The following is a 22,307-nucleotide window of genomic DNA, read 5'->3' as shown; positions in this document are numbered from 1 at the left end:
GATGGCCGGTGACCTGACGCGCGAGGAGACCGCGCTGGTGGTGGTGCAGACCACGCTGGCCGGCCGGCCTGGAGTGCTTCCGGCCGCGCGCGCTCTTTCGCATTTCGGTGAGCACAGCGCCGGCTGGGTCGGCGTCGCCGCCCTGGGCGCGGCGCTGCAGCCGCGGCACCGGCGCGCCTGGCTGGCCGCCGGTATCGGCGCCTTCGCCGCACACGCGGCGGCGGTGCTGATCAAACGCGTCGTCAAACGCGAACGCCCACACCACCCGGCGATCGCCGTCAACGTCGGTACACCCAGCCGGCTGAGCTTCCCGTCCGCGCATGCCACCTCGACCACCGCGGCCGCCGTGCTGATCGGCCGGGCCACCGGCTCGCGGTTGCCGTGGCTGCTGGTGCCCCCGATGGCGTTGTCGCGCTTGGTACTCGGCGTGCACTACCCGACGGACGTGCTCACCGGAGCGGCGGTGGGACTTGCCACCGCCAAAGCGGTTCAGGTCATCGCTGACAAGAAGGCGGGCAACTGATGAGTGACGGAGCGCCGGAATCGACTCTGGGCCCGCCGAAGAACCTGGCGAGCGGGCTGATCAAGGCGCTGCGTCCCCGTCAGTGGGTCAAGAACGTGCTGGTGCTGGCCGCACCGCTGGCGGCACTGGGTACCGACGTGCACTACGACTACGGTTTCCTGGCCTCCCGCGTCGCGGTGGCCTTCGTGGTGTTCTCCATGGCCGCCTCGTGCATCTACCTGATCAACGACTCCCGTGATGTCGAGGCCGACCGCCAGCACCCGACCAAACGATTCCGCCCGATCGCGGCCGGGGTGGTCCCGGAGTCGGTGGCCTACGGCCTGGCCGTCGTGCTGGGGGTGGCCGCGCTGGTCATCTCCTATGTCGTCAGTCCCAGCCTGGCCGTCGTCATCGCCGTCTACATCGGCATCCAACTGGCCTACTGTTTCGGGCTGAAACATCAAGCGGTGCTGGACATCTGCATCGTGTCCTCGGCCTACCTGATCCGGGCCATCGCCGGCGGTGCGGCGACCGACATCCAGCTGTCCCAGTGGTTCCTGCTGGTGATGGCCTTCGGTTCGCTGTTCATGGCGGCCGGCAAGCGCTACGCCGAACTACAGCTGGCCGAACGCACCGGCGCCAAGATCCGCAAATCGCTGGAGAGCTACACCAGTTCGTATCTGCGCTTCGTCTGGACGCTGTCGGCCACCGCAGTGGTGCTCTGCTACGGGCTGTTCGCCTTCGAGCGCGACGGCGGCTCGGCCTCCTGGTGGGCCGTGTCCATCATCCCGTTCACCATCGCGATCCTGCGCTACGCCGTCGACATCGACGGCGGTGACGCGGGCGAACCCGAGGACATCGCCCTGCATGACCGCGTGCTGCAGCTGCTCGCCCTGGCGTTGATCGGAACAGTCGGTGCCGCTGTCTACTTCGGCTGACCGAGCCGGCCGCGCCGCGGCGACCCGCCTGTCCGGCTGGCCGTCGTTCCGCTACAGCGTGTCGGTGCGGATCAGCCTGTGGTTGTCGGTGCTGGTGGTGGCCGGCCTGTTCGGCTGGGGGGCATGGCAGCGACGCTGGATCGCCGACGACGGGCTGATCGTGTTGCGCACCGTGCGCAACCTGTTGGCCGGCAACGGCCCCGTCTTCAATGCCGGGGAACGGGTGGAGTCCAACACCTCCACCCTGTGGACGTATCTGATCTACGTGGTCAGCTGGATCAGCGGTCCGGTCCGGCTGGAGTACGTCGCGCTGACCCTGGCACTGGTGCTCTCGGTGGCCGGCGTGGTGCTGTTGATGCTCGGGACCGGCCGGTTGTACGCGCCCGGCCTGCAGGGCCGGGCCGCGGTGCTGCTGCCGGCGGGCGCGCTCGTCTATATCGCGGTGCCACCGGCCCGCGACTTCGCCACGTCGGGTCTGGAAAACGGTTTGGTGCTCGCCTATCTCGGCCTGTTGTGGTGGCTGATGGTGTGCTGGTCGCAGGCGCCCAGGCTGCCCGAGGGGCGGCGGCAGGGCCCGGTGTTCCTGGGATCGCTGGCCTGCGTGGCCGGCCTGAGCGTGCTGGTCCGTCCGGAACTGGCGCTCATCGGCGGGCTGGCGCTGGTGATGATGGTGGTGGCCGAGCCGCGGTGGCGGCGGCGAGCGCTGATCGTCGCGGCCGGCGGTGCACTTCCGGTGGGATATCAGATCTTTCGGATGGGGTATTACGGCCTGGCGGTGCCCCAGACGGCCATCGCCAAGGACGCCTCGGGTTCGAAGTGGGCCCAGGGTTTCGAGTATCTGACCAACTTCAACCGGCCCTATCTGCTGTGGCTGCCGTTGCTGCTGGTGATCCTGCTGGCGGTGGTGCTGGTGCGCGGCCGGTCGCATCCCTGGACCATCGGGCCCATCCGGTCCGGGGCCGCCGGTCGATCCCTGGCCAGGCTGGTGCAAAACCCCACGGCGGTGGTCGTTTTCATCGTCGGAAGCGGCCTGCTGCAAGGCGTGTACTGGGTGCGCCAAGGCGGTGACTTCATGCACGGGCGGGTGTTGCTCACCGCGCTGTTCTGCATGCTCGCGCCGGTGGCGGTGATCCCGGTCAGGGTGCCCGACGAGACCAAGGTCAGCCGCCGGACCGGCTATCTGCTGGCGGGGGCGACCAGTGTGTTGTGGCTGGCGATCGCGGGATGGTCACTGTGGGCGGCGAATTCGCCGGGAATGGGCGCCGACGCCACCCGGGTCACCTATTCCGGCATCGTCGACGAACGCCGGTTCTACGCCCAGGCCACCGGCCACGCCCACCCGCTGACCGCGGCCGACTACCTGGACTACCCGCGGATGCGCGCGGTGCTCACCGCCATCAACAACACCCCCGACGGCGCGCTGCTGCTGCCGTCCGGCGACTATGACCGCTGGGACGTGGTCCCGGCCATCCCGCCGCCGCCGGACAAGCCCTACCGCAACGGCGAAACCGGGCCGCACACGGTCTTTTTCACCAACATGGGCATGCTGGGGATGAACGTCGGCCTCGACGTCCGGGTCATCGACCAGATCGGTCTGGTGAACACCCTGGCGGCGCACACCGCCCGGCTGGAGGACGCCCGCATCGGTCACGACAAGAACCTGTTCCCGGACTGGGCGGTCGCCGAAGGACCTTTCCTGAAGGAACGTCCGTACATCCCGGCCTACCTGGACGAGGACTGGATCGCCCAGGCCGAGGTGGCGCTGAAGTGTCCGGAGACCGAAGTGATCCTGAACTCGGTGCGAGGCAAGCTGACGCCCCGGCTGTTCATCTCCAACCTCACCCATGCGCTGCAGTTCGGCAGTTACCGGATAGACCGGGTCCCGCTCTATGAGCTGTACCGGTGCGGTCTGCAGGCGCCGCCGGCGAAGAATCCGCCGTACACCGGGATGCCGGCCACCGGTCCGTAGCGCACGTGGTTTTGCGGGTGGCGTAACGCCGCGGCTATGTTGTGGCGATACAGGAAGCGTGGTGGCCCCGAACTCAACGGCGAGTTCACGGCGAGCGGCCCCCGCACTGGGACTCCGGCCTCGACATGCGACGCATCGCATTGCCTGTGAAACGGAATGGATTGACGCACATGGGTAGGACCGCTGCTGTGAGAACCGTCACATGGTTGCGGACCGCTGTCGTGGCCCTGGTGGCCATGATCGCCCCGGCAGCCGTGCTGTTGCCCGCCGCGCCGCCGGCCCAGGCGTTCTCCCGCGAGGGGCTGCCGGTCGAGTACCTCGATGTGTTCTCGGCGTCGATGAACCGCAATATCCGCGTCGAGTTCCAAGCAGGGGGTCCACACGCCGTCTACCTCCTGGACGGCATGCGCGCCCAGGACGACTACAACGGCTGGGATATCAACACCGCGGCGTTCGAATGGTTCTACGGCTCCGGCATCTCCGTCGTCATGCCGGTCGGCGGGCAGTCCAGCTTCTACAGCGACTGGTACTCGCCCTCGACGTTCAACAACCAGGGCTACACCTACAAGTGGGAAACGTTCCTGAGCAGTGAGCTGCCGCAGTGGCTGGCAGCGAACAAGCAGATCTCCACGTCCCGCAACGGTGTCGTCGGGCTGTCGATGGCCGGCGGGGCGAGCCTGATCTTGGCCGCCTACCACCCGCAGCAATTCAGCTACGCCGCATCGCTGTCCGGGTTCCTCAATCCGTCGACGGTGTTCATGAAGCAGGCCATCCGCGTCGCCATGCTGGACGCGGGCGGCTACAACGTGGACAACATGTGGGGCCCGCCGTGGGACCCGGCCTGGAAGCGCAACGACCCGGTGGAGCAGGTCGGCAAATTGGTGGCCAACGGCACCCGGCTGTGGATCTACTGTGCCCCCGGCGGTTCCACGCCGCTGGACGAGAACGCCGACCCGGGGCAGCAGTTCAACGCCGACAGCCTGGAGGGCCTCGCCATCGGCAGCAACAAGCGGTTCCAGGACCGCTACACCGCGGCCGGCGGCCGCAACGCGACCTTCCAGTTCCCGCCCGCGGGCAACCATTCGTGGGCGTACTGGGGCGCTCAATTGCAGGCCCTCAAACCCGATCTGATCGCCACCCTGAACGGGTGAGCGGGCATTCGTCGGAAGAGAGAAGTCACACAGACTTGTGGTTGACTACACGGGCGATGCGGCCCGGACCGGCGCACACCGACCGGGTGCGGCACACGACAGATGGGATAGGTAAGCAGTTATGAGTTTCGTTGGGAAAATTCGCGGCGCCACGCGCCGAGTGGTGGTCGCGGCAGCTGCTGCCGCGGTACTGCCCGGTTTGGTCGGCGTTGTCGGAGGCTCGGCGACTGCTGGTGCCTTCTCTCGGCCGGGCCTGCCGGTCGAATACCTGGACGTCCCGTCGGCCGGTATGGGCCGCGACATCCGGGTGCAGTTCCAGAGCGGCGGCGCGAACTCGCCGGCGGTCTACATGCTCGACGGCCTGCGTGCACAGGACGACTTCAACGGCTGGGACATCAACACCGCCGCCTTCGAGTGGTACAACGGCTCGGGCATCTCGATGGTGATGCCGGTCGGTGGTCAGTCCAGCTTCTACTCCGACTGGTACAAGCCCGCCTGCGGCAAGACCGGTTGCACCACTTACAAGTGGGAAACCTTCCTGACCCAGGAACTGCCGGCGTGGCTGCAGGCCAACCGTCAGGTGAAGCCCACCGGTGGTGCCGCCGTCGGTCTGTCGATGGCCGGTTCGGCCGCGCTGACGCTGGCCATCTACCACCCCCAGCAGTTCATCTACGCCGGCTCGATGTCGGGCTTCCTGAACCTGTCCGAGGGCTGGTGGCCCTTCCTGGTGAACATCTCCATGGGTGACGCCGGTGGCTACAAGGCCGACGACATGTGGGGCAAGACCGGCGACGCCGGCAATGCCTGGAAGCGCAACGACCCGTTCGTGAACATCAACCAGCTGATCGCCAACAACACCCGGCTGTGGGTCTACTGCGGTAACGGCACCCCGTCGGACCTGTCGGCCGGCGTCAGCGGCGGCAACCTGTTCAACGCGAAGTTCCTCGAGGGCCTGACCATCCGCACCAACAAGACCTTCCGGGACACCTACATCGCCAACGGCGGCACCAACGCGGTGTTCAACTTCCCGGAGAACGGTGTGCACGACTGGCCGTACTGGGGCCAGCAGCTGCAGGCCATGAAGCCGGACATGCAGCGTGTGCTGGGAGCCGTGCCGACCGCCTGATCCGCGGGCCTGCCGGCAAACAAACGAGAAGACGGGCGGCGGCGATCCTTCGGGGTCGCCGCCGTCGGTCGTTTCCGGACCGTTTCGAAAGCACCGCGCCGCAGTGATGTGATTCACTACAACGCGGTGGTGGGGGATATTCGATCAAGATGAGGTGGGCAATGAGGCTGGGCGAGCGAAGCGACGGAAACCACGCGCTGCCTTCGGCCATCCGCAAGACCCTGCAGGCGACCTTCGCGGTGTTGCTGGCGATGGGCCTGTGGTCGGCGTCGGGCGCGGTGGACACTCCAGCCAGGGCCGACGGCATCGAGTACCTCATGGTGCCGTCGGCGGCCATGGGCCGCGACATCCCGGTGGCCTTTCAGGCCGGTGGCCCGCACGCGGTGTACCTGCTCGACGCCTTCAACGCCGGACCCGATGTGAGCAACTGGGTCGGCACCGGCGCGTTCAACACCCTGGCCGGTAAGGGCATCTCGGTGGCCGCTCCGGCCGGCGGGGCATTCAGCCTCTACACCAACTGGGAGATGGACGGCAGCAAGCAGTGGGAGACCTTCCTCACCGATGAGCTGCCCAACTGGCTGGCCGCCAACAAGGGCCTGGCGCCCAACGGGCACGGCATCGTCGGCGCCGCCCAGGGCGGTACCGCGGCCATCACGCTGGCCGAGTTCCACCCGGACCGGTTCCGCTACGCCGGCTCCATGTCGGGCTTCCTGACGCCGTCCAACACCTTCCTCAACGGCGCCATCACGGCGGGCATGGCCCAGTTCGGTGGCGTCAACACCCAGGCCATGTGGGGCGCGGCGCAGCTGGGCCGGTGGAAGTGGCATGACCCGGACGTGCACGCACAGCTGTTGGTGGACAACAACACCCGGCTGTGGGTGTTCAGCCCGCAGACCCTGACGTGCAGCGACCCCGCCGCGATGATCGGCTACTGCGATCAGGCCCAGGGCAGTAACCGCACGTTCTATTCGCATTACCGCTCACTCGGGGGCCGCAACGGGCACTTCGACTTCCCGACCGGTGGGCAGCACGACTGGGGCAGCTGGGGTCCGCAGTTGGCCGCGCTGGCCGGCGATTTGTCGGCCGCGATCCGCTAACGACATCTGGCCCCCGGAGGCCGGCGCGCACAGCCGGTACCGTGGAGCCGTGCAGCGCAACCGGCGGTGGTCTGCGGGTCTGGCAAAGCGACCCGCGCTCGTGTTGACCCCGCTGATGCTCGCCTCCACGGCGGCGGCGGTGTGCGGCTGCTCGTTCAGCGACGACATGATCACCACGATCGGTCTGCCGGCCTCGCAATCGGCCGGGCATTCCGACGGGTTGGGCAGCATCGCGCCGCCCGCGGCCAGCGCGGCGGGCGGATACCGCGAACACATCCCCATGTCGGCCCAGCAACAGTCCTACCTGGACGCGCTCGGGGCGGCCGGCGTGCACCCGTCCGACGAGATGGTCGCGCTGACCATCGGGTCCTACGTGTGCCAGGCGCGTGCCGCCAAACAGAACGATCAGGCGGTCTGGGATTTCGTGCTGCCCCTGGTCCGCGCCGATGTCCGCGAGGCCCACATCAGTTCGGCGGCCCCGCCTGCGGGTGAGGTCAACGCCGCCACCTCCGACTACATTCGCATCGCGACCGAACAGCTCTGCTGATCCGCCCGGCGGTAGGACAGCAGCGCCCGAAGACATTCAGCCGAACCGAGGAGCGCTTCGACCATGGCGACCAACAACCGCAAACGACACCGGATTCTGGCGGTGGCCGCGGCCGCGGCCGTCGCCGTCCTGGTGGCGGTCATCGTCGCCGCCCTGGTGGTCTGGCTGCGTCAGCCCGAGACCCCGCCGCTGGCCACCCCGCCCACCGCGCCGCCGTCCGGTGTCCCCAGCACGGGGCCGTCGCCGAGCAAACCGCGCCCGGAATCCCAGGACGCCAGCTGCCCGGACGTCTTCGTGCTCTCCATCCCCGGCACCTGGGAGTCCTCGCCCCAGCTGGACCCGAACAATCCGACGCAGTTCCCGATGGCGCTGCTGCTCAACGTGACCAACCCGCTGCTGCAGCAGTTCGGCACCGACCGGGTGCAGGTGTACACCGTGCCCTACACCGCGCAGTTCCATAACCCGTTCTCCGCCGACGGGCAGATGTCCTACAACGACTCCCGCGCCGAGGGCACCAAGAAGGCCATCCAGGCGCTCACCGACATGAACAACAAGTGCCCGCTCACCAGCTACGTGATCGTCGGGTTCTCGCAGGGCGCGGTGATCGGCGGCGATATCGCCTCCGATATCGGCAACGGCCGCGGCCCCGTCGACCAGGACCTGGTGCTGGGCGTGACGTTGATCGCCGACGGCCGCCGCCAGGACGGGGTGGGCCAGAGCCTGCCGGCCAACCCGCCCGGCCAGGGTGCCGAGATCACCCTGCACGAGGTGCCGATGCTGTCGGCGCTCGGCCTGGCGATGACCGGCCCGCGCGACGGCGGGTTCGGCGCGCTCAACGACCGCGTCTACCAGATCTGCGGCAACGGCGACCTGATCTGTGCCGCGCCGGAGCAGGCGTTCTCGGTCGGGAACCTGCCCAAGACGCTGGAGACACTGCTGGGCAGCACCGCCGGGCCCGTGCACGCGCTGTACAACACGCCCCAGTTCTGGAGCCTGGACGGCCAGACCGCCACCCAGTGGACGCAGCAGTGGGCCCACAACCTGGTGGAGAACGCACCGCATCCCAAGCACGGATGAATCTCGTTGCGACTCGCGGGTAACCAGATTTGGCCTGCGACATTCGTTCACCTAACATTAAGAGAAAACTAAGAGCGGCGAGCGGTCGTCGAAGGGGGGAATCGGGCGCCCCGGTACGATCGCCGGGGCTCGTGACGACCGCGTGCGATGTGCTGTGACAGGAGAGTTTGATGCCGTTCCATAACCCGTTCATCAAGGACGGTCAGATCAAGTTCCCTGACGGCGCCAGCATCGTCGGTCACGTCGAGCGCTGGGCCAAGGTGCGCGGCGACAAGCTGGCCTACCGGTTCCTCGACTTCTCCACCGAGCGCGACGGTGTCGCCCGCGATCTGACCTGGGCGCAGTTCAGCGCCCGCAACAAAGCCGTCGCCGCCCGGTTGCAGCAGGTCACCCAGCCCGGTGACCGGGTCGCGATCCTGTGCCCGCAGAACCTGGACTACCTCGTCGCCTTCTTCGGCGCGCTCTATGGCGGGCGCATCGCCGTTCCGCTGTTCGACCCGTCCGAGCCCGGGCACGTCGGCCGTCTGCACGCGGTGCTCGACAACTGCCATCCGTCGGCCATCCTGACCACCACAGACGCCGCCGAGGGTGTCCGGAAGTTCTTCCGCAGCCGCCCGGCCAACCAGCGGCCGCGCGTCATCGCCGTCGACGCGGTGCCCGACGACGTCGCCGCCACCTGGGTCCAGCCCGACGAGCCGGACGAGACCACCATCGCCTATCTGCAGTACACCTCCGGGTCGACCCGCATCCCCACCGGTGTGCAGATCACCCACCTGAACCTGGCCACCAATGTGCTGCAGGTCGTCGAGGCACTGGAAGGTGAGGAAGGCGACCGCGGCCTGTCCTGGCTGCCGTTCTTCCACGACATGGGTCTGATCACCGCGCTGCTGGCCCCGATGATCGGCCACTACTTCACCTTCATGACGCCGGCGGCCTTCGTGCGCCGACCCGAGCGCTGGATCCGCGAGCTCGCCCGCAAGGAGGGCGACACCGGCGGCACCATCTCGGTGGCGCCCAACTTCGCCTTCGACCACGCGGCATTGCGGGGCGTCCCCAAGGAGGGCGCCGGCACCGTCGACCTGTCCAACGTCAAGGCCGTGCTCAACGGCAGCGAGCCGATCTCAGCGGCCACCGTGCGCCGGTTCAACGAGGCATTCGCCCCGTTCGGCTTCCCGCCCAAGGCCATCAAGCCGTCCTACGGCCTGGCCGAGGCGACGCTGTTCGTGTCGACCACGCCGTCCTCCGAAGAGCCCAAGATCATCACCGTCGACCGGGACGCACTGAACACCGGCAGCATCGTCGAGGTGCCCGCCGACTCGGAGAAGGCCGTGGCCCAGGCCTCGGCCGGCAAGGTCGGCATCGGTGAATGGGCGGTCATCGTCGACGCCGAAAGCGCCACCGAACTGCCCGACGGCCAGATCGGCGAGATCTGGATCAGCGGCCAGAACATGGGCACCGGGTACTGGGGCAAGCCCGAGGAGTCCCGCGAGACGTTCCAGAACACCCTCAAGTCGCGGGCCAACCCGTCGCACGCCGAGGGCGCGGCCGACGACGCCACCTGGGTGCGCACCGGCGACTACGGTGCCTTCTACGACGGCGACCTCTACATCACCGGCCGGGTCAAGGATCTCGTCATCATCGACGGCCGCAACCACTACCCGCAGGATCTGGAGTACTCGGCGCAGGAGGCCAGCAAGGCGCTGCGCACCGGTTTCGTCGCGGCGTTCTCGGTGCCGGCCAACCAGTTGCCGGCCGAGGTGTTCGAAAACGCCCACGCCGGACTCAAATTCGACCCCGAGGACACCTCCGAGCAGTTGGTGATCGTCGGTGAGCGGGCGCCCGGCTCGCACAAGCTGGAGGTCGGCCCGATCGCCGACGACATCCGGGCCGCCATCGCGGTGCGTCACGGCGTGACCGTGCGCGACGTGCTGCTCACCGCCGCCGGCGCGATCCCGCGCACCTCCAGCGGCAAGATCGGTCGCCCCGCCTGCCGGGCCGCCTACCTCGACGGCAGCCTGCGCAGCGGCAAGATCGCCAACGCCTTCCCCGACGAAGCTGACTGACACCCGCACACAACCGGCCCGTCATCAAGGCCGCACGGCGGCGAAAGTGAATGAGAATGACTGAAAACAGCGAGAATTCGCAGAACTCTGAAACTGGCCCGGTGCGCCCTGACCTGACGGTCAACGAGATGCGCGACTGGCTGCGCAACTGGATCGCCAACGCCACCGGCCAGCCGGCCGACAGCATCAACGACGCGGCGCCCATGGTCGAGCTCGGCCTGTCCTCCCGCGACGCGGTGGCGATGGCCAGCGATATCGAGGACTTCACCGGGGTCACCGTGACGGCCACCATGGCCTTCCGGCACCCCACCATCGAGGCGCTGGCCCAGGTGATCGTCGAAGGCGAACCCGAGCCCGCCACCGGCGAGGACGAGGACTGGTCGCGCCCGGAGGGTGTGGAGGACATCGCCATCGTCGGTGTCGCGACCCGCTTCCCCGGGGACATGAACACCCCCGCCGAGATGTGGACGGCGCTGCTGGAAGGCCGCGACGCCATCACCGACCTGCCCGAGGGCCGCTGGGAGGAGTTCCTCGGTGAGCCGCGGATCGCCGAGCGGGTGGCCAAGGCCCGCACCCGCGGCGGCTACCTCTCCGATATCAAGGGGTTCGACGCCGAGTTCTTCGCGCTGTCGAAGATGGAGGCCGACAACATCGATCCGCAGCAGCGGATGGCCCTCGAGCTGACCTGGGAGGCGCTCGAGCACGCCCGGATCCCGGCATCGAGCCTGCGCGGCGGCAACGTCGCGGTGTACATCGGCAGCTCCAACAACGACTACTCCTACCTGTCGCTGGCCGATCCGACGGTCACCCACCCGTACGCCATCACCGGCAACCAGACCGCGATCATCGCCAATCGGGTGTCCTACTTCTACGATTTCCGCGGCCCGTCGGTGTCGGTCGACACCGCCTGCTCCAGCTCGCTGGTCGCCGCGCACCAGGGTGTGCAGGCGCTGCGCTCGGGTGAGGCCGACGTCGCCGTCGTCGGCGGCGTGAACGCACTGATCACCCCGCTGGTGACCATCGGCTTCGACGAGGTCGGCGGCGTGCTGGCCCCGGACGGCCGGATCAAGTCGTTCTCCTCGGACGCCGACGGGTACGCCCGCTCCGAGGGTGGCGGCATGCTGGTGCTCAAGCGGGTGTCCGACGCCCGCCGCGACGGCGACCAGATCCTGGCGGTCATCGCGGGCAGCGCGGTCAACCACGATGGCCGGTCCAACGGCATGCTGGCGCCGAATCCCGACGCGCAGGAAGCGGTGCTGCGCAAGGCCTACAAGGACGCCGGTATCGACCCGCGCGTCGTCGACTATGTCGAGGCGCACGGCACCGGAACCATCCTCGGAGACCCGATCGAGGCCGACGCGCTGGGGCGGGTCATCGGCCGGGGTCGCGCCGCGGACAAGCCCGCGCTGCTGGGTGCGGTGAAATCCAATGTGGGACACCTGGAGTCGGCCGCCGGTGCGGCCAGCCTGGCCAAGATGACGCTGGCGCTGCAGCACGACAAGCTGCCGCCGTCCATCAACTACGCGGGCCCCAACCCCTACATCGACTTCGACAAGGAGCACCTCAAGGTCAACGACACCGTCTCGGACTGGCCGCGTTACAGCGGGCACGCCGTCGCCGGGGTCTCGGGCTTCGGCTTCGGTGGCGCCAACGCGCACCTGGTGCTGCGTGAGGTGCTGCCCTCGGATCTGGTCGAACCGGAGCCGGAATCCGATGCGGTGCAGGAGAAGTCGTCCGACGATGCCGCGGCCGAGTTCGCCGGCGGCATCCAGATGAACGAGTACGGCGAGTTCGAGCAGGAGTACCCGAGCTACGAGGAAGGCTCCTTCGAGCTGCCCGGCCTGACCGAGGCGGCCCAGCGTCTGATCGAGGCCGGCCGTCAGGAGCTGGAGGGCAAAGAACCGCCAAATCCGATTGTGCCGCTGGTTATCTCGGGCTTCCTGACGTCCCGGAAGAAGGCCGCCGCGGCTGAACTGGCCGACTGGATCGACAGCGAGGACGGCCGCGCCGCGTCGCTGGAGTCGATCGGCCGGTCGCTGTCGCGGCGCAACCACGGCCGGTCCCGCGCGGTGGTGCTGGCGCACGACCACGACGAGGCCGTCAAGGGCCTGCGGGCGATCGCCGAAGGCAAGCAGAGCCCGCTGGTGCTCTCCGCCGACGGGCCCGTCACCAACGGCCCGGTCTGGGTGCTGGCCGGTTTCGGCGCGCAGCACCGCAAGATGGGCAAGGACCTCTACCTGCGCAACGAGGTCTTCGCGGAGTGGATCAACAAGGTCGACGCGCACATCCAGGACGAGCGCGGCTACTCCGTCGTGGAGTTGATCCTCGACGACGCCATCGACTACACCAACGAGACCTGCGAGTACCCCATCGAGGTCGTCCAGACGGTGATCTTCGCCATCCAGATCGCCCTGGGTGAACTGCTCAAGCATCACGGCGCCCATCCCGGCGCGGTGGTGGGACAGTCGCTCGGCGAGGCCGCCGCGGCGTACTTCTCCGGTGGCCTGTCGCTGGCCGACGCGACCCGCACCATCTGCTCACGCGCCCACCTCATGGGTGAGGGCGAGGCCATGCTGTTCGGTGAGTACATCCGCCTGATGGCGCTGGTCGAGTACTCCGCCGACGAGATCAAGACCGTCTTCTCGGACTTCCCCGGCCTGGAGGTGTGCGTGTACGCCGCCCCCAGCCAGACTGTCATCGGCGGTCCGCCCGAGCAGATCGACGCGATTGTCGCCCGTGCCGAATCCGAGGGCAAGTTCGCCCGCAAGCTACAGACCAAGGGCGCCAGCCACACCCAGCAGATGGACCCGCTGCTGGGTGAGCTGTCCGCCGAGATCCAGGGCATCCAGCCGCACCCGTTGCAGACGGCGTACTTCTCGACGGTGCACGAGGGCAAGCTGATCCGCGCGGGCGCCGAGCCGATCCACGATGTGGAGTACTGGAAGAAGGGCCTGCGGCACAGCGTCTACTTCACCCACGGCATTCGCAACGCCGTCGACAACGGGCACACCACCTTCCTGGAGCTGGCCCCGAACCCGGTGGCGCTCATGCAGGTTGGCCTGACCACCGCCAGCGCGGGCTTGCACGACGCGCAGCTCATCGCGACGCTGGCGCGCAAGCAGGACGAGGTCGACTCGATGACCACGGCCATGGCCCACCTGTTCGTGCACGGCCACGACCTGGACCCGCGCACGCTGTTCGGGCCCGGCGAGTTCGCCGCCATCCCGCCCACCCGGTTCAAGCGCAAGGCGCACTGGCTGGACGCCCGGTTCTCCGGCGACAACTCGGTGTTGATGCCGGGCACCCACGTGGCGACCCCGGACGGCAGGCACGTGTGGGAGTACGCCCCCAACGGGGAGACCGATCTGGCGGCGCTGGTGAAAGCCGCTGCCACCCAGGTGCTTCCGGACGCCGCGTTGACGGCCTTCGAGCAGCGCGCCGTGCCCGGTGACGAGGCCCGGTTGGTGACCACCCTGTCGCGCCATCCCGGTGGCGCCACCGTGCAGGTGCACGCGCGTATCGGCGAGTCCTTCACCCTGGTGTACGACGCCGTGGTGACCCGCAACGGTGCCGGCGGCGCGCTGCCTGTCGCCACGGGTGTCGCGATCGCGGCCGAGCCGGTGACCGAGGCGGCGCCGGCACCGGCCGCGGATGACGCGGCCATATTGCAGGACAACCTGACCGCCGGTGCCGGTCTGGCCGCGCAGTTCGCCAAGTGGTCGCCGGATTCCGGTGAGACGGTGGCCGACCGGCTCGGCGCCATCGTCGGCGGCGCCATGGGGTATGAGCCCGAGGACCTGCCGTGGGAGGTGCCGCTGATCGAGCTCGGCCTCGATTCGCTGATGGCGGTGCGGATCAAGAACCGCGTCGAATACGACTTCGACCTGCCGCCGATCCAGCTGACCGCGGTGCGCGACGCCAACCTGTACAACGTCGAGGAACTGATCAAGTACGCGATCGAGCACCGCGACGAGGTGGACCAGATCGCCGAATCCCAGAAGGGCCAGACCGCGGAGGAGATCGCGGCCGCGCAGGCCGAACTGCTGGGTGGTGCCTCGACGGTGGCCGAGCTGGAGGCCAAGCTGACCGAGGCCGGGCATCCGCTGGGGCAGAGGGAGACCGACGGCTCGCCGGCCGCCGGCATTCCGGCCCCGCCCACCGATCCGAGTGGTCCTACCGCGAATGCTGCTGCGGCTCCGACCATCCCGGCCCCGCCGACCGACCCATCGGGTCCTAGCAAGGCGACCGCCGCGGCGGCCGCCGCCAAGGTGCTGACCCAGGAGGCCGTCACCGAGGCGCTCGGCGCCGACGTGCCGCCGCGCGACGCGGCCGAGCGGGTCACCTTCGCCACCTGGGCGATCGTCACCGGCAAGTCGCCTGGCGGCATCTTCAACGAGCTGCCCGCCCTGGAGGCTTCGGCCGCCGAGAAGATGGCCCAGCGGTTGTCCGAACGCGCCGAGGGCACCATCACCGTCGAGGACGTGGTGGGCGCCAAGACCATCGAAGAACTCGCGACGGTGGTGCGCAATCAGCTCGAGGACGGCATGGTCGACGGTTTCGTGCGCACCCTGCGGGCGCCGAAAGAGGGATCGAACGCGGTGCCGCTGTTTGTGTTCCACCCGGCCGGCGGGTCGACGGTGGTGTACGAGCCACTGATCAAGCGGCTGCCCGCCGACACCCCGGTGTACGGCATCGAACGGGTCGAGGGATCCATCGAGGAACGGGCCGCCGAGTACGTGCCCAAACTGCTTGACCTGCACAAGGGTCCGTTTCTGCTCGCCGGGTGGTCGCTCGGCGGGGCGCTGGCCTACGCCTGCGCGATCGGCCTGAAGCAGCACGGTGCCGATGTGCGGTTCGTCGGCCTGATCGACTGTGTGCGCCCCGGTGTACCGATCGACCAGTCGCAGGCCGGGATGCGGGCCCGCTGGGACCGCTACGCCCGGTTCGCCGAGCGCACCTTCAACGTCGAGATTCCCGAGATCCCCTACGAGGAGCTGGAGAAACTCGACGACGAGGGCCAGGTGAAGTTCGTGCTGGACATCGTCGCGCAGAGCGGGGTGCAGATCCCGGGCGGCATCGTCGAGCACCAGCGCACGTCGTACCTGGACAACCGGGCCCTGGACACCATCGAACTGCGGCCCTACGACGGTCACGTCACGCTGTACATGGCCGACCGGTATCACGATGACGCGATCGTGTTCGAGCCCGCCTACGCCACCCGCCAGCCCGACGGCGGCTGGGGTGAAGCGGTCAAGGACCTGGAGGTGGTGCACATCGGTGGCGAACACATCCAGGCCATCGACGAGCCCTATATCGCCAAGGTCGGCGCGCACATGAGCGAGGCCATCAACCGTATCGAGAACGAAGCGACCGATAGCCCGGCAGAGAAGGACGCGAACAAGTGACGGAAACCCCGACGGCACAGCCCGCGGCCACCACGGCCGAGAAACTGGCCGAACTGCGCGAGAAGTTGGCGCTGGCCCAGGATCCCGGCGACGAGAAGGCCAAGGCCCGCCGCGACAAGAAGGGCATCCCGTCGGCGCGGGCGCGTATCCACGCCCTGCTGGATCCGGGCACCTTCCTGGAGATCGGCGCCCTGGCCCGCACCCCGGGTGACCCGAACGCGTTCTACGGCGACGGCGTGGTCACCGGGCACGGCACCATCGACGGCCGCCCGGTCGGGGTGTTCAGCCACGACCAGACGGTGTTCCAGGGGTCGGTCGGGGAGATGTTCGGCCGCAAGGTGGCCAAGCTGATGGAGTGGGTCGCCATGGTCGGCTGCCCCATCATCGGCATCAACGACTCGGCCGGTGCCCGCATCCAGGACACCGCCACCTCACTGGCCTGGTACGCCGAACTCGGCCGCCGCCACGAGATGCTCCGCGGACTGGTCCCGGAGATCTCCCTGATCTTCGGCAAATGTGCCGGCGGCGCGGTGTATTCGCCGATCCAGACCGACCTGATCGTCGCGGTGCGCGACCAGGGCTACATGTTCATCACCGGCCCGGACGTCATCAAGGACGTCACCGGTGAGGACGTCACCTTCGACGAGCTGGGCGGTGCCGACGTGCAGGCCGAGCGCGGCAACATCCACAAGGTGGTCGAGTCCGAGGCGGCGGCCTACCAGTACGTCCGCGACTACCTGAGCTTCCTGCCGCCCAACCACTTCGACGATGCGCCGATCGTCAACCCGGGCCTGGAGCCCGAGATCACCGCGTCCGACCTGGAGCTCGACACGATCGTGCCGGACTCGGACAACCAGGCCTACGACATGCACGAGGTCTTGCTGCGCATCTTCGACGACGGTGACGTCTTCGAGATCGCCGATCAGCGCAGCCCGTCCATGATCACCGCCTTCGCCCGGGTGGACGGCCGCCCGGTCGGCGTCATCGCCAACCAGCCGATGCACATGTCCGGTGCGGTGGGCAACGAGGCGTCGGACAAGGCGGCCGGTTTCATCCGGTTCTGCGACTCGTTCAACCTGCCGCTGGTCTTCGTCGTCGACACCCCCGGTGCCATGCCGGGCGTCGAAGAGGAGAAGGGCGGCATCATCAAGCGCGGTGGCCGGTTCTTCAACGCCATCGTGGAGGCCGACGTGCCGAAGGTGACCATCATCGTGCGCAAGGCGTACGGCGGTGGTTACGCGGTGATGGGCTCCAAGCAGCTGTCCGCCGACCTGAACTACGCCTGGCCCACCGCGCGGATCGCGGTGATCGGCGCCGAGGGTGCGGCGCAGCTGCTGGTCAAGCGCTTCCCGGATCCCACCGCGCCGGAGGTGCAGAAGATCCGCGCCGACTTCATCGAGGGGTACAACCTCAACCTGGCCACCCCGTGGATCGCCGCCGAGCGCGGCTACATCGACGGTGTCATCGAGCCGCACCAGACCCGGCTGCTGCTGCGCAAGTCCCTGCATCTGTTGCGGGACAAGCAGAATCTGAAGAAGGTGCAGCGCAAGCACGGCCTGACGCCGCTGTAACCGATGACGACGGGGGTGGTGGTGGGCGGCGGCCCCAACGGGCTGGCCGCCGCTATCACCCTGGCCCGGGCCGGCGTCCAGGTCACCGTGCTGGAGGCGGCCGATCGGGTCGGTGGCGGCCTCCGGTCCGGGGAAGCGATCGTCCCCGGCTTGGTGCACGATCACTGCGCGGCCATCCACCCGATGGCCGTCGGCTCACCCTTCCTCGCCGGGCTGGACCTCGCGCGGCACGGATTGCGTTGGCGCTGGCCCGAAATCGACTGTGCACACCCGCTCGACGACGGCGGCGCCGGACTGCTGTACCGCAGTGTCGAGGCCACCGCCGCGGCTCTGGGCGCCGACGGTGCGCGGTGGCGGGCGCTGTTCGCCGGCCCGGTCAGCCGGTACGACCTGCTGGAGCGCGACATCCTGGGGCCGCTGCTGCACGTGCCGAAACATCCACTGGCCCTTGCCCGTTTCGGTCTGCCGACGCTGCTGCCGGTCACGGTGCTGACCCGTGCCTTCCGGACGCCGGCCGCCGCGGCCCTGTTCGGCGGCGTCGCCGCGCACACCTTCCGCCCACTGCAGCTGCCGATGACCTCGGCGATCGGCCTGGGCATCGTGACCACCGGGCACCGGCACGGCTGGGCCGTCGCCGAAGGCGGCTCGCAGGCGATCGCCGATGCGTTGGCCGCGACACTGGCCGACCTCGGCGGCACCGTGCAGACCGGGGTGCGGATCGATGCCGCAGCCCAGCTGCCGCGCGCCGATGTGACCGTTTTCGACCTGGCGCCGACCGCGGTGGCCGGCATCCTCGGTGACCGGCTGCCCCGGCGGGTCGGCCGGGCGCTGCGGCGGTTCCGTTACGGCCCAGGGGCTTTCAAGGTGGACTTCGCCGTCGAAGGCGGGGTGCCCTGGACGAACCCGGGGGCGCGCCGCGCCGGCACCGTGCACCTGGGCGGGGAGCTTGCCGAGATCGCCGCCACCGAACGCGATATCCAGGCCGGCCGCATGCCGGCCCGCCCGTTCATCATCGTCGGCCAGCAGTACCTGGCCGATCCGGGCCGCTCGGTCGGCGACATCCACCCGGTCTACGCGTATGCGCACGTGCCGCACGGGTACGGCGGGGACGCCACCGAGGCGATCATCGGGCAGTTCGAACGCTTCGCACCCGGTTTCCGCGACCGGGTGGTGGGCATGGCGGTCCGGTCGACCACCGAGATATCGGTGTACAACCCCAACTACGTCGGCGGTGACATCAACACCGGCGCCAAGGACATCCGCCAGCTGGTGTTCGGGCCGCGGCCCACGCTGCACCCTTACCGGCTCGGCATCCCCGGCATGTACCTGTGCTCGGCGGCCACCCCGCCCGGCCCCGGTGCCCACGGCATGTGCGGCGCCCATGCCGCCGCCGACGCGCTGGCGTATCTGCGGCGCTGATCTCCGGCCTCACCACCGCGCTGACCAGGTGCGCACCGGTACCTGCGAAGATGCGGCACACCAGCTCTGATCAGGCATTACACTTCGGCCATGCCGCTCGTGGAAGGCCAGGTGATCGCCGGGTACACCGTCGTACGGTCACTGGGCGCCGGAGGCATGGGGGAGGTGTACCTGGCCCAGCACCCGCGGCTGCCCCGCCGGGACGCGCTCAAGGTGCTCGGCGCCACCGTGTGCGCGGACTCCGAATACCGGCAGCGCTTCGAACGGGAGGCCGATATCGCGGCCACGCTGTGGCACCCGCACATCGTCGAGGTGCACGACCGCGGTGACGTCGACGGGCAACTGTGGATCGCCATGGACTACGTCGAGGGCACCGACGCCGGGGCGCTGCTCGCCGAGCGTTACCCGGACGGGATGCCCGCCGACGACGTGGTGCGCATCGTCACCGCGGTCGCCGAGGCGCTGGATTACGCCCACCAGAAGGGCCTGCTGCACCGCGACGTGAAGCCGGCCAACATCCTGATCTCCAATCCGGGTACACCCGATGAGCGAATCCTGTTGGCGGATTTCGGCATCGCCCGCCGGACCGGTGAGACCAGCAATCTGACCGGCACCAACATGACCGTCGGCACGGTGGCCTACGCGGCGCCCGAGCAGCTGACCGGCGCCGAGATAGACGGCCGCGCCGATCAGTACGCGCTGGCGGCCACCGCCTACCAGCTGCTCACCGGGGCACCGCCGTTCCAGCACTCCAACCCGGCGGTGGTGATCAGCCAGCACCTGACCGCCAACCCACCACCCATCGGTGACCGCCGGCCCGAATTGTCCAGTCTCGGTCCGGTTTTCGACAGGGCGCTGGCGAAGAACCCGGTGCAGCGGTACGGCCGGTGCATGGACTTCGTCCGCGCCCTGGAACACCGCATCGGCACGCCGGGATCCGACGCCACCATGCTCGCCGTGCCGGCGTCGGGGCCGCGGCACGCCAAGGCGCACGCCGTCCCCGCCAGATCGCGGTCCAAACTGCTCATCCCGGCCGTGGTGGTGCTCGTGGCGATCGTGGCCGCCGCGGTCGCGTTCGCCTTCGGCGCGTTCAGCGGGTCCGGCAGCGCGCCGGCGACGCAGCAGGCCAAAACCACCCCGACCACAGCGCCACCCCCGCAGGCCCCGCCGATCCCGGTCGTGGTGATCGGCGCCGACTGCGCGACCCTGGGCGCGGCCGGGGTCGCCGAGTCCGGGGCACCGGCCTACTGCGCCCAGCTGCCGAATGCGAGCACCACCATCTGGTCGCTGAGCCAGCAGGTGACGCAGCCGTCCGCGCCCGCCGCCACGCCCAGCGAGGGGGAGCAGACCTATGCCCCCGAAACCGAGGGACCGGTGCGGGTATGCGTGGACCAGACGCATCAGACGCGGTTGAAATGCCTCGAGGACATCATGCGCGGCAATGGCAGAGCCTGATGTCCGATGAGCCGCCGCCGGCGGTGAAGCTCGCCGCCGGAATGGCTGCCACCGCCGTGGGCGGGGCGGCCGCGGTGTATCGGGGCGCCGAACGGCTGCCGGTGATCGGCCATCTGCTGCATCAGACCCGCACCGGGCTGGCCGCCCGCGGCGAGCGGGCCATCGAACCGGTGACGGCGGTGATCGTCGCGGTCGCGGTGCAGCTGGTGGAGCGGGTGCTCGACGAACTCGACCTCAACGAACTGGTGCGGCGCAGGGTGGATCTGGTGGCACTGGCCGACGAGGTGGTCGAGGGAATCGACCTGCCGGCCATCATCCGGCAGTCCACCGAGTCCGTCACCGCCGAGGTCATGACCGACGTGCGCAGCCAGGGCGAACGAGCCGACGATCTGGTGGCCGGTTTCGTCGACCGACTGTTGGGCCGCGGGCGTGTCTGATGCCCGCACCGCGGGCGTGCCTGAGACCCGTACCGCCGGTGTCGTCAGCCGCGGTATCGCCGCCGTGATCGACCTGGTGGTCGTCGGGGTCGTGATGGCGGCGATCTATCTCGGTCTGCTGCTGACCCGGTTGATGTTCCATCCCGCCGCGTTCCGGGTGCCCACCGTCGGTGCGGTGTTCTCCACCGCGGTGCTGTTCGTCGTCGCCGTCGGTTACCTGACCGCGTGCTGGGCGGTCTCGGGCTGCACGGTGGGGTCGGTGACCATGGGGCTACGGGTAACTGGGCGCAGCGGGAACCGGCTGACACCCGCGGTCGCGCTGTTACGCGCCGTTGCCTGTGTGTTGCTGCCCGTCGGGTTGCTGTGGGTGGCCGTGGACCGGCGGCGAAGGTCCTTGCAGGACATCGTGTTCGGCAGCCGGGTCAGTTATGTGCGGCCCTGACCCAAAGTCCTGCGGGCAGCGCCGATCCGGAGTTGGATGGCGGTATGTCGAACCACTTCACCGGTCTGTCCCTCGGCCCACCGCTCGGTGACCAACGCCTGGATCTGTGCGATCTGTACGCGTTTCAGTCACCGGCCAACCCCGCCAACACCGTGCTGATCCTCAACGCCAACCCGAACGCCGACGCCTTGCATCCCGGCGCCATCTACCGGCTCGCCATCGACAACGACGGCGACCTGCGCAACGACATCGCGTTCAGTTACGTCTTCTCCGAGCCCGTGCAGGACCGCCAGACCGTCGACGTCTACCTCGCGGTCGGTGCGGAGGCCCGATCACCGGAAGCGGTGGGGGAGCGGATCTTCGACGCCGTACCGGTGTCCTTCGACAAGGCGCCCGTCATCGCCCGCGAGGGTGAGTACCTGTTCTTCGCGGGGGCGCGCAGCGATGCGTTCTTCTTCGACTTCGACGGGATCAAGAACCTGTTCGACATCACCGGCGGACGGAATTTCACCGCACCGCATCTCGGCGGCGAATCACCGTGGACCGGTGTGGATTCCAATATCGAGGCCAATGTGTGCTCGATGGTGCTGGAGTTGCCGACGGTGAAACTCGGTGCGGCACCGGACATCAGGATCTGGGGCCGGTGCAGCGTGCGCCGCGACGGTGAGCTGGTGCACGTGGACCGGGCCGGACACCCCTCGGTGAGCAGCTTCTTCAACACCGATGAGACCAAGGAGGAGTACAACGCCAGCGAACCCGTCCATGACCGCACCCGCTGGCTGGGTCAGTTCGTCCACCTGCTCGGCCACACCGGCGGCTACTCGCACGACGAGGCGGTCGCCGCGATCGACGCCGAAGGCATCTTGCCCGACATGCTGACCTACAACCCGGCCGAGCCCGCCAAGTACCCGAACGGCCGGGTGTTCACCGACGATGTCATCGACTACCGGCTGGCCTCGCTGACCAAGGGCGAGTGCCCGCCGAGCGGCCTGCACCCGCACACCGACACCCTGGACGTCTTCCCGTATCTGGGGCCGCCGCACTAGGGGCCGCGTCGACAAACCGCTGTCGAGTGGGTAGCGTAGCGCGCGCTAATGAAAACCATTGT

At 68.8% G+C, this 22,307-nt stretch carries 16 protein-coding genes; all 16 read left to right on the top strand.

The features are described 5' to 3' along the window. Nucleotide 1: 1 nt before the first annotated feature. On the top strand, nucleotides 2-523 hold the full coding sequence (locus AWB94_RS01870) for a phosphatase PAP2 family protein (protein WP_062660073.1): 522 nt from the start codon (nucleotides 2-4) through the stop codon (nucleotides 521-523). Then, nucleotides 523-1,440 (top strand): decaprenyl-phosphate phosphoribosyltransferase, encoded by a 918-nt coding sequence (locus AWB94_RS01865; protein WP_062660074.1) that lies wholly within the window; start codon nucleotides 523-525, stop codon nucleotides 1,438-1,440. Before AWB94_RS01870 ends, AWB94_RS01865 begins: the two co-directional genes overlap by 1 nt. Then, nucleotides 1,418-3,409, top strand: a complete 1,992-nt coding sequence (aftB, locus tag AWB94_RS01860; protein WP_409366001.1) for a terminal beta-(1->2)-arabinofuranosyltransferase — start codon at nucleotides 1,418-1,420, stop codon at nucleotides 3,407-3,409. The genes AWB94_RS01865 and aftB overlap by 23 nt, the downstream gene beginning before the upstream one ends. Nucleotides 3,410-3,579: 170 nt before the next feature. After that, on the top strand, nucleotides 3,580-4,560 hold the full coding sequence (locus tag AWB94_RS01855; RefSeq protein WP_062660075.1) for an esterase family protein: 981 nt from the start codon (nucleotides 3,580-3,582) through the stop codon (nucleotides 4,558-4,560). 121 nt (nucleotides 4,561-4,681) lie between these two features. Continuing rightward, the gene (locus tag AWB94_RS01850; protein WP_024452570.1) at nucleotides 4,682-5,686 is read left to right on the top strand and encodes an esterase family protein; all 1,005 of its coding nucleotides are present in this window, start codon (nucleotides 4,682-4,684) and stop codon (nucleotides 5,684-5,686) included. 251 nt (nucleotides 5,687-5,937) lie between these two features. Then, complete coding sequence (locus tag AWB94_RS01845) at nucleotides 5,938-6,783, top strand: alpha/beta hydrolase-fold protein (protein ID WP_062660234.1); 846 nt, start codon at nucleotides 5,938-5,940, stop codon at nucleotides 6,781-6,783. A 49-nt stretch (nucleotides 6,784-6,832) separates the two neighbouring features. Continuing rightward, nucleotides 6,833-7,330, top strand: coding sequence for a DUF732 domain-containing protein (locus AWB94_RS01840; protein WP_109762674.1), 498 nt, complete (start codon nucleotides 6,833-6,835; stop codon nucleotides 7,328-7,330). 63 nt (nucleotides 7,331-7,393) lie between these two features. Continuing rightward, nucleotides 7,394-8,407 (top strand): carboxylesterase Culp6, encoded by a 1,014-nt coding sequence (culp6, locus tag AWB94_RS01835; RefSeq protein WP_062660076.1) that lies wholly within the window; start codon nucleotides 7,394-7,396, stop codon nucleotides 8,405-8,407. Between the two features lie 170 nt (nucleotides 8,408-8,577). Then, complete coding sequence (fadD32, locus tag AWB94_RS01830) at nucleotides 8,578-10,470, top strand: long-chain-fatty-acid--AMP ligase FadD32 (protein ID WP_062660077.1); 1,893 nt, start codon at nucleotides 8,578-8,580, stop codon at nucleotides 10,468-10,470. Nucleotides 10,471-10,526: 56 nt separating this feature from the next. Beyond that, on the top strand, nucleotides 10,527-15,875 hold the full coding sequence (gene pks13 / locus AWB94_RS01825) for a polyketide synthase Pks13 (RefSeq protein WP_062660078.1): 5,349 nt from the start codon (nucleotides 10,527-10,529) through the stop codon (nucleotides 15,873-15,875). Continuing rightward, the gene (locus AWB94_RS01820; protein WP_062660079.1) at nucleotides 15,872-17,446 is read left to right on the top strand and encodes an acyl-CoA carboxylase subunit beta; all 1,575 of its coding nucleotides are present in this window, start codon (nucleotides 15,872-15,874) and stop codon (nucleotides 17,444-17,446) included. Before pks13 ends, AWB94_RS01820 begins: the two co-directional genes overlap by 4 nt. A gap of 3 nt (nucleotides 17,447-17,449) precedes the next feature. After that, nucleotides 17,450-18,865: a phytoene desaturase family protein gene (locus AWB94_RS01815; protein ID WP_062660080.1), complete on the top strand. Its 1,416-nt coding sequence runs from the start codon at nucleotides 17,450-17,452 to the stop codon at nucleotides 18,863-18,865. 90 nt (nucleotides 18,866-18,955) lie between these two features. Further along, nucleotides 18,956-20,320: a serine/threonine-protein kinase gene (locus AWB94_RS01810; protein WP_062660081.1), complete on the top strand. Its 1,365-nt coding sequence runs from the start codon at nucleotides 18,956-18,958 to the stop codon at nucleotides 20,318-20,320. Further along, complete coding sequence (locus AWB94_RS01805; RefSeq protein ID WP_064961427.1) at nucleotides 20,320-20,757, top strand: hypothetical protein; 438 nt, start codon at nucleotides 20,320-20,322, stop codon at nucleotides 20,755-20,757. Before AWB94_RS01810 ends, AWB94_RS01805 begins: the two co-directional genes overlap by 1 nt. Further along, nucleotides 20,750-21,199 (top strand): RDD family protein, encoded by a 450-nt coding sequence (locus AWB94_RS01800; RefSeq protein WP_234811575.1) that lies wholly within the window; start codon nucleotides 20,750-20,752, stop codon nucleotides 21,197-21,199. The genes AWB94_RS01805 and AWB94_RS01800 overlap by 8 nt, the downstream gene beginning before the upstream one ends. Before the next feature lie 44 nt (nucleotides 21,200-21,243). Further along, the gene (locus tag AWB94_RS01795; protein ID WP_036397829.1) at nucleotides 21,244-22,245 is read left to right on the top strand and encodes a DUF4331 family protein; all 1,002 of its coding nucleotides are present in this window, start codon (nucleotides 21,244-21,246) and stop codon (nucleotides 22,243-22,245) included. Nucleotides 22,246-22,307: the final 62 nt, after the last annotated feature.

Origin of the sequence: Mycolicibacterium canariasense, from assembly GCF_002101555.1 — a bacterium.
GTDB lineage: Bacteria > Actinomycetota > Actinomycetes > Mycobacteriales > Mycobacteriaceae > Mycobacterium > Mycobacterium canariasense.
The sequence above is the reverse complement of the archived record's forward strand: the minus strand, read 5'-3'. Positions and strand labels throughout refer to the sequence as shown.